The organism is Paludisphaera soli, from assembly GCF_011064595.1.
Classification (GTDB): domain Bacteria; phylum Planctomycetota; class Planctomycetia; order Isosphaerales; family Isosphaeraceae; genus Paludisphaera; species Paludisphaera soli.
The window spans coordinates 153,071-169,724 of sequence record NZ_JAALJI010000011.1 but is presented as its reverse complement, the minus strand read 5'-3'; the positions used below and the strand labels follow the sequence as shown (position 1 = coordinate 169,724).

Below are 16,654 nucleotides of genomic sequence, written 5' to 3'. Positions count from 1 at the left end.
CCTCAGGGGGTCGGATCGGGGTGGGTTCTGGAGAGGCGGGGGGTTCGTCGCGGCGAAAGGGCCCGGCGCCGGGGGCGGGCCGGGCCCTCTCGCCGATGTGGGCTCAGGGGGCCGCGAAGGTGAAGACGTAGCGGCCGGAGCCGACCTCGGCGACGACCCGGCCGTCCTCGACGCCCGCCTTCGTCACGCCGGGCGCCTGGGCGAGCGCCACGCCGCTCTCGGCGACGGCGGCGGGGTCGGCCGCGGGGATGACGACCCGGGCCGTCGTGTTGGCGGGGATCGTGACGTCCATCGTGACGACGCCGGGCCCGCGCGTCCAGGTGACGGCGACCTCGCCCCGGATGCCCCGGTAAGAGGTCGTCGCGAAGGTCAGGCGGTCGGTCGGCTCGGGGGCGATCGTGATCCGCTTGTAGGCCGACCCGTCGTTGTGGATGCCGCCGATGTTCTCCACCATCCAGCCGTAGACCGCGCCGAACGAGTAGTGGGCGAACGAGTTCATGCCCGGGTCCTGGAAGCCCTTCTCCGGGGTCCACCCGTCCCAGCGCTCCCAGATGCTGGTGGCGCCGTGCTTGATCGAGAAGCCCCACGAGGGGAACGTGTCGTTGAACAGGAGCCGGTACGCCACGTCCCGGCGGCCGATCTTGGAGAGGACCAGCATCAGGTCCTTGGTGCCGATGAACCCGGTGGAGAGGTGCCAGTTCTTGGCCTCGATGGCCTCGACCAGGTGCTGGGCGGCCAGCTTCGCCTTCTCGCCGTCGACCAGGTCGTTGGCGATCGCCAGGACGTAGCAGGCCTGGGTGTCCCCCTTGATCCGGCCGTCCTCGGCGACGAACGCCTTGTTGAACGACGCCTTGACCTTCTCGTACACCTCGGCGTACTTGCGGGCGTCCTCGGGCTTGCCGAGGACCTCGGCGGCCTTCGACGTCAGCCGGGCGGCCAGGGCGAAGTAGGCCGTGTAGATCACGTCCTTGGGCGTGTCGGCCCCGATGCTCAGCCAGTCGCCGAAGCAGTGGTACTTCTCCGGCGGCAGCAGGTCGGGCGTGCTGCGGGCGATCAGGAATTCGACGTACTTGACCATCGAGGGGTACTGCCGCTCCAGCAGCGGCTTGTCGTTGTAGACCTCGTAGATGGTCCAGGGGCAGACGACGCCGGCCTCGGCCCAGGCGGGGCCGCCGTCGTCGCCGGCGACCTTCACCGGCGCGACCATCGGGAACTGGCCGTCGGCGCGCTGGCCGTCGGTCAGGTCGACGAGCCACTTGTCGAAGAAGGCCTGGACGTCGGCGTTGAGCGTGGCCGTCTTGATGTAGACCTGCGCGTCGCCGGTCCAGCCCAGCCGCTCGTCGCGCTGGGGGCAGTCGGTGGGGATGTCGATGAAGTTGGCGCGCTGGGTCCAGACGATGTTGCTGTAGAGCTGGTTGAGCATCGGGTCGGACGACTCGAACCGGCCCGCGACCGGCGTGGCGCTGGAGAGGGCGACGCCGACGACCGTCTCGGAGTCCGGCGGCGCCGTCAGGCCCGAGACCTCCGCGTACTGGTAGCCGTGGAAGGTGAACCGGGGGGTCCAGACCTCCTCGGCGGCCCCCTTGCAGACGTAAGTGTCGACGCAGCGGGCCTCGCGGAGGTTCGTCACGTACATGGTGCCGTCGGGGTTGAGCCGCTCGGCGAACCTCAGGGTGATCGTCTGGCCGGGAGTGGTCCCCCGGAGCCGCAGCCGGGGGACGCCGGCGAAGTTCCGGCCGTAGTCGAGCACGTAGACGCCCGGCTTCACCTCGCTGACGGTCTTCGCGCGCAGCTCGGCGAAGGGGAGGACCGGCGGGCCGGGGTGGGCCTGGACCTTGGGGTCCATCTCGGCGCCCGAGTCGACCGCGTCCCAGCCCGAGGCGTCATAGCCGGCGAGGTCCCAGCCGGCCTTCTCCAGGCGGGCGTCGTGGGTCTCGCCCATGAGGAAGTCGGCCTCGAGGATCGGGCCGACGGCCGCCTTCCAGTCGCCGCCGGTGGCGACCACGTCGGTCGAGCCGTCGGTGTAGTCGACGACGAGCTGGGCCTTGAGCCGGTTCTTCTTGCCGTAGTGGTCGCGGAGCTTGCCGAAGCCGACGTAGCCGCTGTACCAGCCGTCGGCCAGGATCGCCCCCAGGGCGTTGGCGCCGGGGCGGACCATCGGGGTGACGTCGTACGTCCGGTAGTAGACCCGCTTGGTGTAGTCGGTCCAGCCGGGGTTGAACGCGTCCTCGGCCACGCGGGCGCCGTTGACGTGGACGTCGTGGATGCCCAGGGCCGTGGTGTAGAGGACCGCCCGCTTGACGGGCTTCGCGACCTGGAACTCCTTGCGCAGGAAGGCCGGCTTGGGGAGGACCAGCTTGGCGACCGTGAGCTTGCCCCAGGGGCCGTCGCCGTAGGCGGCGACCGCGGCGGCGGCGGGGAGGCCGGCCAGGTCGATCTCGCGGTTGTGCCAGTTCGCGCCGGGGTCGGCGATCGTCTTCCACGAGGCGTCGGTGACCTTCTCGACGACCCGGCCGTCCTTGAGCTTGACGGTCAGGCGGGCGAGCAGGCCGGCGGGGCTGGGCGCGCCGTTCTCGACCTCGGCCCGGACGGTGTTCCGGCCCGGCTTCACGAACCGGAGGGCGTCGGTCAGGACGGGGACCTTGAAGCTGGTCCCGGAGGCGGCCAGCTCGCCGTTGAGGGTGTACTTGTGCGAGTCGTCGGCGACGGAGAGGAGGGTCGCCTCCTCGATCGGCGAGTCGGCCGGGACGTCGAACTCGGCGACGAACAGGCGGTGGCCCTTGGGCTTGTCGGCCCCCTCGTCGGCGGCGTGCCAGATCCAGGCTCCGGCGCCGAAGTCGGCCGGGGCGGTGGCGGCGGACTCGTCGCGAGCCTTGTCGTAGCCGATCCACTCGGCCTTCCAGTCGCCCGGCTCCAGCAGGCCCATCGACCAGGACGCCGGGGCGCTCCAGCCGGAGGCCGCGTCGGCCTTGTCCCACACGCGGACCTTCCACACGCAGCGCATCCCGCTCTTGAGCGGGGCGCCGGCGTAGGGGACGCCGGTGGTCTCGTCGCTGGCGACCTTGCCGCTGTCCCAGAGGTCCCCCTCATCGGCGGCGAGCTTGGCCTCGTCGCTGGCGACCATGATCTGATACGCCGACTGGGCCTCCCCGCGCCGGGAGGACGCGAGCAGCCAGCTCAGGCGGGGGTGCGCCGAGTCGATCCCCCGCGGGTCGACCTTGGCGTCGACGCGCAGGTACGCCGGCGAGAGGCCGAGCACGTCCCCCTGCGCGGGTACCTGCTGCGCCCGGGCCTTCGCCGTGGCGACGCACGCCAGGGCCGCGGCCAGGAGGGCTTTTACGAGCCTTGGACTCGTCATGATGCGGATTCCTTTATTCCAACGAATGCGAGGACGTTCCTGGGAGAGGGAGGTCGGCGACGGGATCTCACTTCACGTCCACGACCGGGGCGGGGCCGGCCGCGGCGGGGCTTTCGGCCGCCGGCGCGGGCTTCTCCGCCAGGGAGTTGCCGTAGCCGATGATCACGGTGGAGGCGATCAGCACGGCGAGGGTGAGAGCGACGAGCCGCTTGGTCCGCGCGCTCGTGCCGGTCCATTCCTTCAGGGCGATCCCCCAGAGGGTGCTGAAGATCATGATGCTGGCCATGTGGAGGGTCCAGCTGGAGAACTTGTAGTCCTCCCCCATCTTGGTCTCGCCCATCGTGTAGAAGAAGAACTGGAAGTACCAGGTCACGCCGGCCAGGGCGCTGAAGAGGTAGTTCCAGAAGAGCGGGACGCGGGCCGAGGCCGCCTCGGCCGCCGTCGCGCCGAGGCCCGGCGCCTGCAGCGCGGCCTCCTCGCCGGGGGCGTCGGTCGGGGTCTCCAGGACCTCGGTCCGGTCGCGCGACAGCTCGTCGCCGGCCCGGACGACCGGGCTGAGGTACTGATACGCCGAGCCGTTCTTCCAGTGCAGGAAGACGCACCAGAGGAAGTTGGTGGTGAAGCCGCCGGCCAGGATGACCACCAGCGACGGCAGGCCGCTCCAGAGGTCGTCGGTGCCGTGGACCTTCGTCAGCTCCTTGATCGGCCCGCTGGCGTCCAGGCCGAAGGCGAAGCAGGCGCTCATCACGCCCGAGAAGGTGGCGACGAGCAGCCCCTTCTTGAAGTCGAACTCCTGGATCGAGGCCTTCTTGGCCTCGTCGGACATCTCCTTCTCCTTCGACATCCCGGCCAGGCCCGCCACGGCGATCCCGCCCAGGCAGACGAGGACGCCGAACAGGACGACCTGGCCCGAGCGGGTCGGCAGGATCTTCGTGAACAGCTCCCCCTTCACGATCGGCGGGACCATCGTCCCGAAGGCCGCCGTGTACCCGAGCGCCACGGCCATGCCCAGCGACATCCCCAGGTAGCGCATGGTCAGGCCGAACGTCAGCCCCCCCATGCCCCAGAGCACGCCGAACAAGTAGACCTTGAACAGCGTGTCCGGCGGCGTCTCGGAGATCACCGCCGGGAGGTCGTTCGTCATCCCCAGCCCGAAGGCCCACGGGGCGATGAGCCAACTGAAGACGCCGCCGGTCAGCCAGTAGGTCTCCCACGACCACTTGCGGACGAACCGATACGGGACGTAGAAGCTGCCGGAGGCCAGGCCGCCCAGCCAGTGGTAGACGAGGCCGAGGAACGGGTTGGAAGTCATGAGAGGTTCTGGATGGCCTTGGGAGGGTTGGTTGGGATCGATCCAGGATAGCAAATATCAGGCGAGGCCGGGGTGAGCGAAGAGGTCGTCGGAGTCATGCCTTCCCCCCTGGTGGGGGAAGGACCGCGAAGCGGTCGATGAGGGGGACCATCAAGGCGGACGAGGCGAGAGACCGACGGCTTCCGAATCTTCCCTTCCCCCCTGGCGGGGGAAGGTGGCCCGGAGGGCCGGATGATGGGGAAGACCAGCACGAGCACCGCACGGAGATTCAGGCGGGCCGGCAAGCCCTCGCTCCCTCGCGCCGTCCACCTTGATGATCCCCCTCATCCGGCCTTCGGCCACCTTCTCCCACGAGGGGAGAAGGACGATTGCGGCGGCCGGCCCGGCTGATTCTCCTCAGGTTTCCTTGCTCGTCTTCCCCCTCATCCGCCCCTGCGGGGCACCTTCTCCCGCCGGGGGGGAAGGACGTTGAATTCAGGAGCTTCCGATCACCCCCGCTTGCTCAGCACGTCGGCCTCGTAGCGCTTGACCTCGTCGACCCAGGCGCGGCCGACGGGGATGTCCTTGGTCTGGAGGTAGTGATCCCACACCGCGCCGAAGGGCATGGTCTTGAGTTCCTCGAGGATCGCCAGGCGGGACGTGTAGTCGCCGTCGGCCTCGTGCTTCCGGAGGGCGTCGATCGGCTCCAGCAGGGCGAGCAAAAGCGCCTTGATCATGGAGCGGGTGCCGATCACCCAGGCGGCCACGCGGTTGATGCTGGCGTCGAAGAAGTCCAGGCCGATGTGGACGCGGTCCAGGTACTCCCCGCGCACCAGCTCCTGGGCGATCAGCTCGATGTCGTCGGTCAGGAGGACGACGTGGTCGCTGTCCCACCGCACGCCCCGGCTGACGTGCATGAGCACTTCGTCGACGTAGGTCAGGGCCGACGAGAGCTTGTCGGCGACGACCTCGGTCGGGTGGAAGTGGCCCGAGTCGATGGTGAAGATCTTCTTCCGGCTCACGGCGTAGCCGAGGTAGAACTCGTGCATGCCGACGACGTAGGTCTCCGAGCCGATGCCGAACAGCTTGCCCTCGACGGCGTCGCGGTTGAGCCTCGGGTCGAGGGCCTCGGCGAACATGGCGTCGAGCGCGTTCAGGAGCCGCTCGCGGGGCCCCTTGCGGTCGACGGTCTGGTCCTTCATGCCGTCCGGGATCCAGACGTTGGTGACGCAGGGGGTCCCCAGCGCCTCCCCCATCGCCGCGCCGATCTTCCGGCAGGCGATGCCGTGGTCGATCCAGAACTGGCGGATGGCCTTGTCAGGGTGGGCCAGCGTCCAACCCTCGGCCGCCTTGGGGTGCGAGAAGTAGGTGGGGTTGAAGTCCATCCCCATCCCCTTCGCCCTGGCCCACTCGATCCAGTTCTGGAAGTGGGCCGGCTCCAGGGCGTCGCGGTCGACCTTCTTGCCGCCGGTCTCGGCGTAGCTGGCGTGCAGGTTCAGCCGGTGGGTGCCGGGGATCAGCGACAGGGCCTCGTCGAGGTCCTTGCGCAGCTCATCCGCCGTGCGAGCCTTGCCGGGATAGTTGCCGGTGACGGCCAGGCCGGCGCCCAGCCCTTCGCCGGCGTTCTCGAAGCCGCCGACGTCGTCGCCCTGCCAGCAGTGCAGCGAGATCGGGATCGTCGCCAGCCGCTCCAGGGCCTTCTCGACGTCGACCCCCAGCTCGGCGTAGCGTTCCTTCGCCAGGGCGAAAGCCTGGTCCACGTTCTTGTTCGGAGAGGTCATCGACATTCCTTCCAGCGATTCGACGCGAGGGCGACGGGTTCGCCCCCGGTCCAGGATTCTCCCACGCCGAGGCCCCCGCTGCCAGAGGCCCGGCCCCGGCGATCAGCGCGCGTCCCGGGTCTCCCAGGCCGACCGCAGCCGGTGGACGACCAGCTTCTCCAGCCGGACCGCCCCCCCCTTCGCCGCGAGGCCCAACTCGTGATCCGTCTCGCCCTGAGTCGCGGCGACCGAGATCGCCGTCCGGCCCCCGCCGGCGAAGACCTCGATCGAGCCCCGGTCTACGAAAACATGCAGGTCCACCACGCCGTCGACCTGGGGGACGAACGTCCGCACCTGCTTGCAGACGACGTCCTGACGCTCGACGTCGTAGACCAGGGGCGTGCCGAGCAGGTCCAGCTCCAGGAATTTCGCCGCCCCCGGGCGGAACGACAGCTCGATCTCGCACGAGTGGCCGTCGTATTTCTCGGCCCTGCCGAGGTCGTTCACCGACTTGCTCTGGATCGGGATCTGCAGTCGGGCCAGCGGAGAGAAGGCTAGGAGGCTGTGACTCCTCCGACTCAACGGGTTGTCCGCGCCGGGCTCCAGCGTCATCCGGGAGAACTCGCAGGAGTCGGCCCGCAGCGCCTTCAGCTCGGCGACCGGCTCGGCGATGATCCTCGGCCCGTCCTTCGTCGACCGCAGCGTCAGCTCGGCCGGCAGGGCCATCTGCTGGTTGAACGGGGAGCCGGGGAACGTCACCTCCCGCGCCCAGCCGATCTGGATGCGTCGCCCCTTCGGCTCGTCGCTGAACGTCTGGGCGGCGTAGAAGTTGCCGTGGCGGAAGGCCAGCTTGTCCGGGCCCGACGTGGGGGTGAAGGTCTTGCCGTCGAACGTGCCGAGCTTGTACTGGGCGTCGGCCCCGTAGACGACCCAGAGGCTCTTGTTGAGGTCGCCGTCGACGGCCAGCTCGAACAGGTCGGGGCACTCGAAGAAGCCGTCGAGCCGGCTGGCGAAGGTCCAGGCCTTGAGGTCGGGCGAGGTGTAGAAGTCCAGGCTCTCGCGCTTGGCCTTCGCGTCCTCATCGTACACCACCATGACCCAGTGCTTGCCGGGGGCGTACCAGAGGATCCGGGGGTCGCGGCCCTCGTGCTTGACGACGGGGTTCCCCTCGAACTCCGTCCAGGTCCGGCCCCGGTCGTTGCTGTAGACGATGCACTCGCCCCGGCCAGTGCTGGTGTAGGCGGCGACCAGCGGCGGCCGGTCCCCCTTCTGGAAGCCGGACGTGTTCTGATGGTCCACCAGGGCGCTGCCGGAGAAGGCCCAGTCGCCGTACTGGTGCGGGTAGATCGCGATGGGAAGCTCGGTCCAGGTGACGAGGTCCGGGCTGACCGCGTGGCCCCAGTGCATGTTCCCCCAGCCCCAGCCGAAGGGGTTGTGCTGGTAGAACAGGTGATATTCGCCGTCCTGCCAGACGAGCCCGTTGGGGTCGTTCAGCCACCCCACCCGCGAGGTGAAGTGGAGCTGCGGCCGGTGCGGCTCCCCATACAGGCCGGGCCGGTCGAGCCCCCGGGCGTCCTGGCCGATCCCTTCGAGGATCTTGGCGTCCTCCAGCTCGTCGACTCGGACGGTCAGGGTCTTCCCCTTGTGGGCCTCCAGGTCGCTGGCGGCGAGGAAGTCGGGCTTCTCCCTGGCGGGGGCCAGCTCGACGTCGAACTCGCGGAGAATCGACCCCGACTCGTCGAGGATCTTGGCCCGGACCTTGGGGGCCCCGGTCTTGACGGGGATGGTCAGATATTGATGCGTGAGCGCGATCGACCGCGAGGCGTGGGCGGGGGCCTTGGGCTCGTCGGTCTGGACGATGTGGTCGACGTTGATGTGACCCCACCCCCCTTTGCGGCGGTCGACGACGCGGAGCGTCGCCTCGCGGCCTTGCAGGTCCTTCACGTCCCAGGCGTCCCAGCGGAGCTTCTCGGAGCCGCCGGGCTCGCGGTTGGGGCCGATCGCCGAGCGGACGACCTTGCCGTCGACGAGCAGGTCGAGGCAGGTCTCGCCGATCCAGCCGCCGCCGCCGATCAGGAAGTTCAGGTGCGTGCGCTCGATGCGGAAGGGCGGGCTGGTCAGCTCGCCGGTCGCGTCGTCGCCGCCGTGGAAGCTGTTCACCAGGCCCTGGCCCCGGTATCCTTCAACGGTCATCTGGCCGGGGAGGGTCCCCCGGGCCGGGGCGTCGCCGAAGGCCTCGCCGGTCGCCTTCCAGGCCCCGTATTCCGGGCCCTCGAAGTCGGCGATCGGGACGTCGGGGCGGGGCTCGTCCGGCGCCGTCGGCGCGGCGGCCAGCAGTCCGGCCAGGACCATCGTGGCAAGCATGAAATCCAGCTCCTCGGGAGGGGCGTCGGGGCGTCTCGCACCCACCGAGGATAGACCGGTCGACGCCCGAGCGGAAGGCGTCGACGCCCGAGCGGGCCGGAAAAATCGGACGGAGCACGGCATGATTCGACCCTGGCGGACGATCCTCGCGGCGGCCCTCCTGACCCTCGCCCCCGTCGCGGCCACGGCCGCCGACTTCGCGCTCCGCGACGGCGACACGGTGGTCTTCCTGGGCGACAGCATCACCGCCGCGCGGACCTACGGGCGGTACATCGAGGACTACACGCTCCTGCGGTTCCCCGACCGCAAGGTCCACTTCCACAACGCCGGCTGGGGGGGCGACACGGCCGCCGGCGGCCTCGCGCGGATGGACCGCGACGTGCTCTCCCTGCGGCCGACCGTCCTGATCGTCGCCTACGGCGTCAACGACATCGGCTGGGGGACGAAGGCCGACGACGCGCACAAGCAAGCCTACCTGGATGGGATCCGCGGCCTCGTCGAGAGGGGCAAGGCCGCCGGCGCCCGCGTCTACGTCTGCTCGGCCGCCGCCACCGCCGAGGACCCCGAGACCGCCGAGCGCGGGTATCTCCAGACGATGTGCGACGAGGGGATGGCCCTCGCCCGATCCCTGGGCGAGCATTCCATCGACGTCCAGCGATCCATGCGTCAGGTCCAGCGGCGGATGGCCGAGGCGAACGCCTCCGACCCGACCCACAAGCACACGCTCCACGTCGGCGACGGGGTCCACCTCAACGACGACGGCCAGCTCGCCATGGCCTTCGCGATCCTCAAGGGGCTCGACGCCCCGGCCGACGTCTCCTCGGTCGCGATCGATCTCGACGCCGCGGGCCCCGTCGCCGAGGCCGTCGGCTGCACCGTGGCGAACCTGGCCGGCGACGCCTCGAAGCTGGAGTTCGACCGGCTCGACGCCGGGCTGCCGCTGAATCTCGGCCTCTTCGGCGCCCTCCGCTATCGCTTCATCCCGGTCTCCGACGAGTTGAATCGGTACATGCTCACCATCCGAAACCTGCCCAAGGGGGACTACGCGATCCGGGTCGACGGCCGGGCGCTGGGGACCTGGCCGGCGGAACGGCTGGCCGAGGGGGTGAACCTGGCCTCGGCCACGGCGAACGGCTGGGAGCCCGGCGGGCCGTGGGAGGCCGCCGCCTGGGCGCTCGCCGACCTGACCCAGGCCCGCAACCGGCTCTTCCAGGGGAGGCAGGAGCTGGCCCACCACCTCCCCGACTCGCCCGCGCTCCCCGCCGTCGACGAGCAGGCCCGCGAGATCAGCGCCCGGTTCGAGGCCCTCCAGCACACCCTCGTCGCCCCCCGGCCCTTCCGGTTCGTCGTCGAGCGCGCGGAGGCCCGGCCGTGAGCGGGATCGACGGATATGAGCGGGAGGTCGAACGCGCCGCCGAGTCCCTCGCGCAGGCCGACGCGATCCTGATCGGCGCGGGGGCGGGCATGGGGGTGGACAGCGGCCTGCCCGATTTCCGCGGGAACGAGGGGTTCTGGAACGCCTATCCGCCCTACGCGCGGCTGGGGCTGGACTTCGTCTCCCTGGCCTCGCCCCGATGGTTCCGCCAGGACCCGGAGCTGGCCTGGGGGTTCTACGGCCACCGCCTGCAGCTCTACCGGACGACCCGGCCCCACGAGGGCTTCGCCATCCTGAAGCGCTGGGCCGACGCCCTACCGCGCGGCGGGTTCGTCTACACCTCGAACGTCGACGGCCAGTTCCAACGGGCGGGGTTCCCGGACGACATGATCCACGAGGCCCACGGAGCCATCGACTTCCTCCAATGCCTGGATCAGTGCGGCGTGGGGATCTTCCCCGCCGAAGGGCGGGCCGCGACCATCGACCCGCGCACGATGCGGGCCGTGGGGAAGCTGCCCGACTGCCCGCGGTGCGGGGGCCTGGCCCGGCCCAACATCCTGATGTTCGGCGACGGCGGCTGGGACGGCTCGCGGACCGAGGCCCAGGCGAAACGCCAGTGGGCCTGGGCCCGCGACCTGGCCCCGGCCGGCGCCCGGCTCGTCGTCGTCGAGTGCGGCGCGGGGACCGCCGTCCCCACCGTCCGCCGCGCCTGCGAGCGCACCGCCGAGGCGCTCGGCGGGACCCTGATCCGCATCAACCCCCGCGAGCCCCACGCCCCCCCGGGCACCCTCTCCATCCCCGCCGGAGCCCTGGACGCCCTGACGGCGATCGACGAACTCCTCGAATCATGAACACGCAAGCACAGTAACAAATCATAACCGCTTGAAATACCGATCCATGATCGCGACCAGCTCGTCGTGGATCAGGCCGTTGGAGGCGAGGACGCTGGTCTTGCGGAGCGTGAGCGGGTCGCCGTGGCAGGTGGTGACGACGCCCCCGGCCTCCTCGACGAACAGGCGGCCCGCGGCGAAGTCCCAGGGCGCCAGCTCGTACTCGAAGAACGCCCCGAACGAGCCGACACCGACGTAGGCCAGGTCGAGGGTCGCCGCCCCCAGCCGCCGCAGGCCGTGGCTCCGGCGGCGGAGGATCTCGGTGCAGGCTTCGAGCGTCGCCTCCATCATGGCGCCCCGGTCGTAGAAGTAGCCGAAGCCCACCAGCACCTCGTCCAGCCTCGTGCAGGGCGACACCCGCGCCCGACGCCCCCGGTGGAACGCCCCGCCGCCCCGGACGGCCGTGTACCAGTCGTCGTGCAGCGGGCTCCCCACCACGCCGACGGTCGGCTCCCCCTTGTGGTAGTAGGCGACCGAGATCCCGAAGTGGGGGATGCCGTGGACGTAGTTGCTGGTGCCGTCGATCGGGTCGACGATCCAGACGTCCTCGCTGTCGAGGATCGCCGCGCCCGCCTCGCCCTCGCCGGCCCCCTGCCCCTCCTCGCCGTAGATCGCGTGGCCCGGGAACGCCTTCTTGATGACCTCGACGACGGCCCGCTCGGCCTCAACGTCGGCCTGGGTGACCAGGTTGTAAGTCCCTTCCCCCTCGGCGTTCTTCACGTCCGCCGCCAGCCCGCCCCGGAAATACCCCGTCGCCACCCCGCCCCCCACCTTCGCGGCGGCCTCGGCGACCTCAAGCTCGGCCTTCCACCTGTCCACGGGATTCCCCCCCTGCCTCGTTTCCCCGTTCGCGACCGCCCCCATTATACCGACCCCACGCCCCCCACGCCCCGCCCGCCGGATCGGCTTCGATCGGGTTCGTTCGCGCCGAAGCACCCACGACGCAATCAATTCCCCACCAACGACTTACCCCGATATCCACGCCCCCGAAATTGGCTTCGTTCGGCGCGTTTCTCGCGAGCCCCGGAGCCAGCCTCCCCGCAGTCCGCCCCCCCCCATGGCGACCCCTCCGCAATTGGCTTCGATCGGGTTCGTTCGGCGACCTCCGAGAACGAACCCATCGAGCGTAACAACCTGCTCAGAAACAGGTTAAATACGGATTCGCGGCGTCGGAAATTGGCTTCGTTCGGCGCGCTCTGGGAGACTTCTCACTCAATGCCGCCAAACGGCGAGGGAAGACCTTCGGGTAGCACGGGTTCGAGTCCCTCAAGCTTCCCGTCGCGTGAGGAGCGCCCGCTTTCGCAAGCTGCCCCGCAGCCGTGGAAACCACGCGAGCCCGAGAGCGACGCGATTGGCTTCGTCCGCCGGCCCCGAAAACGAACCCATCGGACGCAAGCCACTTCGCGGCAGCGATTTAACCGTCGACGACGGGCCCGGAAATTGGCTTCGTTCGGCGCGCATTCGGTACTTCCAGCGAGGCACGCCCCCGTCGCACGAGCGTCCGATCGGCGCGCGGCACGCCCCTGTCCAAATTGCCAAAGACCTCCAGGAAACGATGTACACGGATGCGCGCGACGGACTCGCCTTCCGGTCGGAATCCGCGAGAATCCCCCGTGGACGCGGCTCAGCGCCGCCCGTGTCGGTCGAGCAGCTCGCGGACGTCGGGGCCGGTCGGGTCGCGGACGAGTTCGAAGCGCCAGCCCCGCTTGCGGTAGGCGCGGGTCAGGCGGTCGAGCCAGGCGGGGTCCAGGGGCGAGCCGTAGGTCTCGACGCGGATCGGGGCGAGCGCGGACGCGAGCCGGCCGTTGGAGCCCGAGACCCTCGCCCGGATCAGGGGCCGGTCCTCCCCGTCGCGTCGCTCCCAGGCCTCCAGCCGCACGTCCCACTCGGCCGTGCGGGCGTGGTCGCCGCCGAGGACGAGGAAGAGCGACTCCTTCCGCCCGGCCGCGGCGATGTCCTCATGAGCTTCGTCGAGGATCGCCCTGGTGACGTCCGCCTGGTGGTACATGAGCTGCCGACGCCGCTCCCAGCCTCGCAGGTGAGCGAACAGGGCGAGCGGGAGCGAGGCCGAGGCGACCAGCAGCATCAGCCAGGCGAGGGTCCTGCGGCGCGGCTTCGGCATGGCTGCACTCCGAACGATGAGGCCGTCGCCGTCCGTCCTTCCCCCCTGGTGGGGGAAGGTGCCCCGAAGGGGCGGATGAGGGGGACCATCAAGTTGGACCAGGCGAGGGCCCGACGGCGTTCGCAGCCGCCGATCTCTCCGACGGTTTCCCTGCTCGTCTTCCCCCTCATCCGGCCCTGACGGGCCACCTTCCCCCGCCAGGGGGGAAGGACGTTGGGGTTCACGGCACGCCTTCTCCCACTGTAGGAAACGACGTCCATCCGACGAGGATTACTTCGCCGGCGCGGCGGGGAGCATGTTGCGGATGGCGGCGATCTTCCAGCCTTCGGGCGTGCGGCGGGCGACGATCGTGGTCCACATCGCGCGGACGTCGGTCGCGGCCGCCACCTGCGTGTAGCGGCCGTCGGCGATCGCCACGTCGGGGGCGAGCAGGCGGACGGACTCGACGTCGATGGTCCGCTTCGCCGGGTTCTTGCGCGAGGATTCGAGCATGCCTTGCACGAGCGATTCCCGGCCCCGCCGCCAGGTCCCGTCGGAGACGAGCTGGTCTGCGTCGGGCGTGAGCAGGGCCTCGACGGCCTGCGCGTCGCGCGCCTCGCGGGCTTCGACGTAGCGGCGGACGACCTCGCGCACGGCCGCGTCGTCCTCCTTCGTCGGCCCCTGGCCGAGGGCGGGGACTCCGATGCAGGCGATCAACAGGCAGGCGGTCGCGAGTCGCTTCATGGGGAGGCTCCGAGGAGGGGGCGCGCGAGGGTCGGTTCAGTACGAGTCGGCCCCGACGACTTCGCCGCCGGCGCGCGAGGCGAGGGCTCGGAAGACGGGCGGGGCGAGGGACTGTTTGAGGAATCGGACCGAGCCGTCCCCCATCAGGAACTGGCATCCGCCGGGGTGTCGGCTGGCGAAGCCGTCGGGCCCCGCCGATCGCGGGTCCAGGGGCGCCGCGTCGGGGAGGCTCCCGCTGATCAGGTCGGTCGCGGGACCGGTGCGGCCCATGAGCAGGAACATCAGCGCGACGCACGCCTCCGAACTCCGGCCCGGCTTCGCGCAGAGCGGGACCAGCTCGGCGTGGCTGCCGTGGGTCCCGGACCAGGCCGCCTCGGCCACGTCGCGCGAGCGCTCGCCGACCATCAGGGTCGAGGAGGCGCCGTCGGTCGCTCCACCGATTCCGACCCGGCCGTTCGGGAGCAGGAGGCCCGTGCCGAGGAAAGGCGGGCGAGACAGGTCCAGGTCGCCCGCCGACGCGACGTACTGGCCGGGCGACCCGGCGATCGTGCCCCCGCCCACTTCGAGGGGACCGTCCCCGCCGCCGCCGCTCGGGCAGAGGAAGAGGGCGAGGCCGACCTGCCGGACGGTCCGATTCTCCCGCAGCCCCACGAGGTCGCCGTTCACGTCGCCGAACCCCAGGTCGAAGTTCGCCGCGTCGTACACCGGCCGCTGCTCGGCGAAGGGGAGGACGAGCATCCCCCAGCCCCATCCCGGGCCCAGCTCCGGGCCCGTCGCCGCCCGCGTCGGGCGCGGAGACGAGGCGAGGTAGCCCGGCGGCAGGACCTGCCAGGCGTCGTGGTAGCCGTGGATCGCCAGGCCGATCTGCCGGAGGTTGCTCCCGCACTGCGCCCGGCGGGCCGCCTCGCGCGCCGCCTGCACGGCCGGCAGGAGCAGGGCGACCAGGAGCCCGACGACGGCGAGCACCGTCAGCAGCTCGATCAGGGTGAAGCCGCGTCGCTCACGAGGTTCGCATCCTGGACGCATGGCGGGTCCTTCCGGCGTGGTGAAGAGGGGCGATGTCGCAAGGCGCCGGGCTACGCCGGCTGGCTGAAGCAGAAGCAGTAGCCGTCCTCGTCCTCGCGCAGGAAGAAGACGCGGTATCGCTTGCCGTCCCACTGGGCGGTCCCGATCGAGCCCAGCTCGCCCCCCTTGCCCTCCAGCTCGGCGTGCAGGGCGTCGAGGTCGCGGACGTCGAAGGCGCAGGATCCGGCCTGGCCCGGGTCGTGGTCCTGCTTGCGGACCAGCCCGATCTGGACGTCGTCGCGCGTCAGCCTGGCGGTCGAATCGTCGCGCGCGGCCAGCGTGAAGCCCAGCGTCCGCTCGTAAAAGTCGATCGCCGGCCCCAGATCCTGCACGGGGAGGGCGTTCACGTCCTCGTTCGAGATGGGGTGGACGGCCTGGAGCTGGGTCATGGCGTCTCCTGTCGAACGGATCAAGGTGAGGGCGCGGCCGACGCGGCCGTCGCCTTCCAGACCTCGTGGATGCGGCGGGCGATGGTGGCGTAGCCGAGGGCGTTGGGGTGGGTGTCGTACGGCCAGTACTGGGGGGCGGAGGCCTCGGCGGCTTCGAGGGCGGCGGTCGCGTCGGCCAGGGGGAGCTTCAATTCCTCGCAGACGGCGGCCAGCACGCGGTTCTGGTTCCGGTACTTCGGGTCGACGGAAAGAGATTCGGCCGTGGCGCGGTCCATGCCCAGGTCGACGAGCGCGGGGGCGTATCGGGGATTCACCACGGCGCCGAACGGCGTGTACGCGACCATCATCCGGGCGCCCGCCTGGCGGCAGACCTGGCTCATGCGGTCGAGGAACAGGACGGGCGAGCCGCCGGTCGCGAAGTCGTGCGCGAGCTGGCCGGGGGCGTCCTGCGACTGCGCGTAGAGCCAGGGGTTGAGTCGTCCGGCCTTCATATCTTCATACAAATCTTCGCGGAGCGAGGCGGGCCGGGGGCGGCCGTCGGACCAGGGGTTGGTGCCGTCGGGGACGGGGGAGAAGAAGCGGATGGGGAGGTGGAACCAGCGGCGGTGGATCGGCTCCTCGAGGATCGCGCGGCCGATCAGGTCGACGATCCGAGGCCGAAAGCCTTCCGCCCGGCGCGGGAAGGCCGGCGCGGGGGCGTTGAACAGCGAGGGGACGAACGGGGCCGGCAGGTCGTTGGGATAGAGCGCGACGACGACGTCGGTGGGCTTCAGGAGCAACACGGCGTCGCGCGTGAGGATCCAGAGGTGCGGCAGGCTGGCGGCGATCACGCCCAGGTTGATCACCTCGGCCGGGGTCCCGTCGCCGGCCAGCAGGCGCGACCACGCGGCGGCGATGGTCGCCCCGTCGTCGACCCCCTGCCCCTCCACCACGCTGTCGCCGATCACCAGGATCCGCCGCCGCCCCGGCGCGGGGTCGACGCGGAAGTCGGGCCCCCGGAAGCCGTAGAGGTTGAGGTCGTGGACCTCGGCGAAGCCGTCCGGCCGGCTCTCGATCAGCAGGCGGTCGTAGACCAGCCCGCGCTTCATGGCCTGGCCGATCTGGGGGTGCGACTGCGCCATCTGCTGGTAGTTGATCCGGTTGAATCCGGCGACCTCGGGCGTGGGGAAGAGGGCGCGGAAGAGGCCCTCCTGGCCGATCGCCACCGCCAGCAGGGTGACGAGGCGGAACAGCCATCGGCGGCGTCGCGAGAGCCTCGCGACGGGCCGGGGCGGCGGGGAAGTCGGCTCGGCGTTCGGCGGCGAGGTCATGCGCTCG

Annotated in this window: 12 protein-coding genes; 2 read left to right on the top strand and 10 right to left on the bottom strand. The window is 70.7% G+C overall.

Annotation, left to right across the window (positions count from 1 at the left end):
- Positions 1-103 precede the first annotated feature (103 nt).
- The 4 genes from G6O68_RS15900 to G6O68_RS15885 all read right to left on the bottom strand — a co-directional run bounded on the left by G6O68_RS15900 (position 104) and on the right by G6O68_RS15885 (position 8,773).
- Positions 104-3,358 (bottom strand): alpha-L-rhamnosidase, encoded by a 3,255-nt coding sequence (locus tag G6O68_RS15900; protein WP_165249518.1) that lies wholly within the window; start codon positions 3,356-3,358, stop codon positions 104-106.
- 67 nt (positions 3,359-3,425) lie between these two features.
- A complete protein-coding gene (rhaT, locus tag G6O68_RS15895; protein ID WP_165249516.1) occupies positions 3,426-4,670 on the bottom strand; it encodes an L-rhamnose/proton symporter RhaT in 1,245 nt (414 codons plus the stop codon).
- A 488-nt stretch (positions 4,671-5,158) separates the two neighbouring features.
- Positions 5,159-6,436, bottom strand: coding sequence for an L-rhamnose isomerase (locus G6O68_RS15890; RefSeq protein ID WP_165249514.1), 1,278 nt, complete (start codon positions 6,434-6,436; stop codon positions 5,159-5,161).
- 96 nt (positions 6,437-6,532) lie between these two features.
- On the bottom strand, positions 6,533-8,773 hold the full coding sequence (locus tag G6O68_RS15885) for a glycoside hydrolase family 32 protein (RefSeq protein WP_165249512.1): 2,241 nt from the start codon (positions 8,771-8,773) through the stop codon (positions 6,533-6,535).
- 121 nt (positions 8,774-8,894) lie between these two features.
- Here G6O68_RS15885 and G6O68_RS15880 point away from each other — a divergent pair, with 121 nt between their 5' ends.
- Both G6O68_RS15880 and G6O68_RS15875 read left to right on the top strand, forming a co-directional pair.
- Complete coding sequence (locus tag G6O68_RS15880; protein ID WP_165249510.1) at positions 8,895-10,148, top strand: SGNH/GDSL hydrolase family protein; 1,254 nt, start codon at positions 8,895-8,897, stop codon at positions 10,146-10,148.
- Positions 10,145-10,999 carry an SIR2 family NAD-dependent protein deacylase gene (locus G6O68_RS15875; protein ID WP_206108110.1) on the top strand — a complete coding sequence of 285 codons (855 nt, stop codon included), beginning with the start codon at positions 10,145-10,147 and terminating at the stop codon, positions 10,997-10,999. The genes G6O68_RS15880 and G6O68_RS15875 overlap by 4 nt, the downstream gene beginning before the upstream one ends.
- Before the next feature lie 21 nt (positions 11,000-11,020).
- Here G6O68_RS15875 and G6O68_RS15870 read toward each other — a convergent pair whose 3' ends face one another.
- From G6O68_RS15870 to G6O68_RS15845, 6 genes are all read right to left on the bottom strand, one after another.
- Entirely contained in the window at positions 11,021-11,857 is an 837-nt protein-coding gene (locus G6O68_RS15870; protein ID WP_240911293.1) for an inositol monophosphatase family protein, read from the bottom strand.
- A gap of 805 nt (positions 11,858-12,662) precedes the next feature.
- Positions 12,663-13,160 (bottom strand): hypothetical protein, encoded by a 498-nt coding sequence (locus G6O68_RS15865; protein WP_165249506.1) that lies wholly within the window; start codon positions 13,158-13,160, stop codon positions 12,663-12,665.
- A gap of 270 nt (positions 13,161-13,430) precedes the next feature.
- Positions 13,431-13,883: a YybH family protein gene (locus G6O68_RS15860; protein WP_165249504.1), complete on the bottom strand. Its 453-nt coding sequence runs from the start codon at positions 13,881-13,883 to the stop codon at positions 13,431-13,433.
- A gap of 36 nt (positions 13,884-13,919) precedes the next feature.
- Positions 13,920-14,909 (bottom strand): DUF1559 domain-containing protein, encoded by a 990-nt coding sequence (locus tag G6O68_RS15855; RefSeq protein WP_165249502.1) that lies wholly within the window; start codon positions 14,907-14,909, stop codon positions 13,920-13,922.
- Positions 14,910-14,959: 50 nt separating this feature from the next.
- The gene (locus G6O68_RS15850; RefSeq protein WP_165249500.1) at positions 14,960-15,337 is read right to left on the bottom strand and encodes a VOC family protein; all 378 of its coding nucleotides are present in this window, start codon (positions 15,335-15,337) and stop codon (positions 14,960-14,962) included.
- 20 nt (positions 15,338-15,357) lie between these two features.
- Positions 15,358-16,647, bottom strand: coding sequence for an SGNH/GDSL hydrolase family protein (locus tag G6O68_RS15845; RefSeq protein ID WP_165249498.1), 1,290 nt, complete (start codon positions 16,645-16,647; stop codon positions 15,358-15,360).
- Between the last annotated feature and the right edge of the window lie 7 nt (positions 16,648-16,654).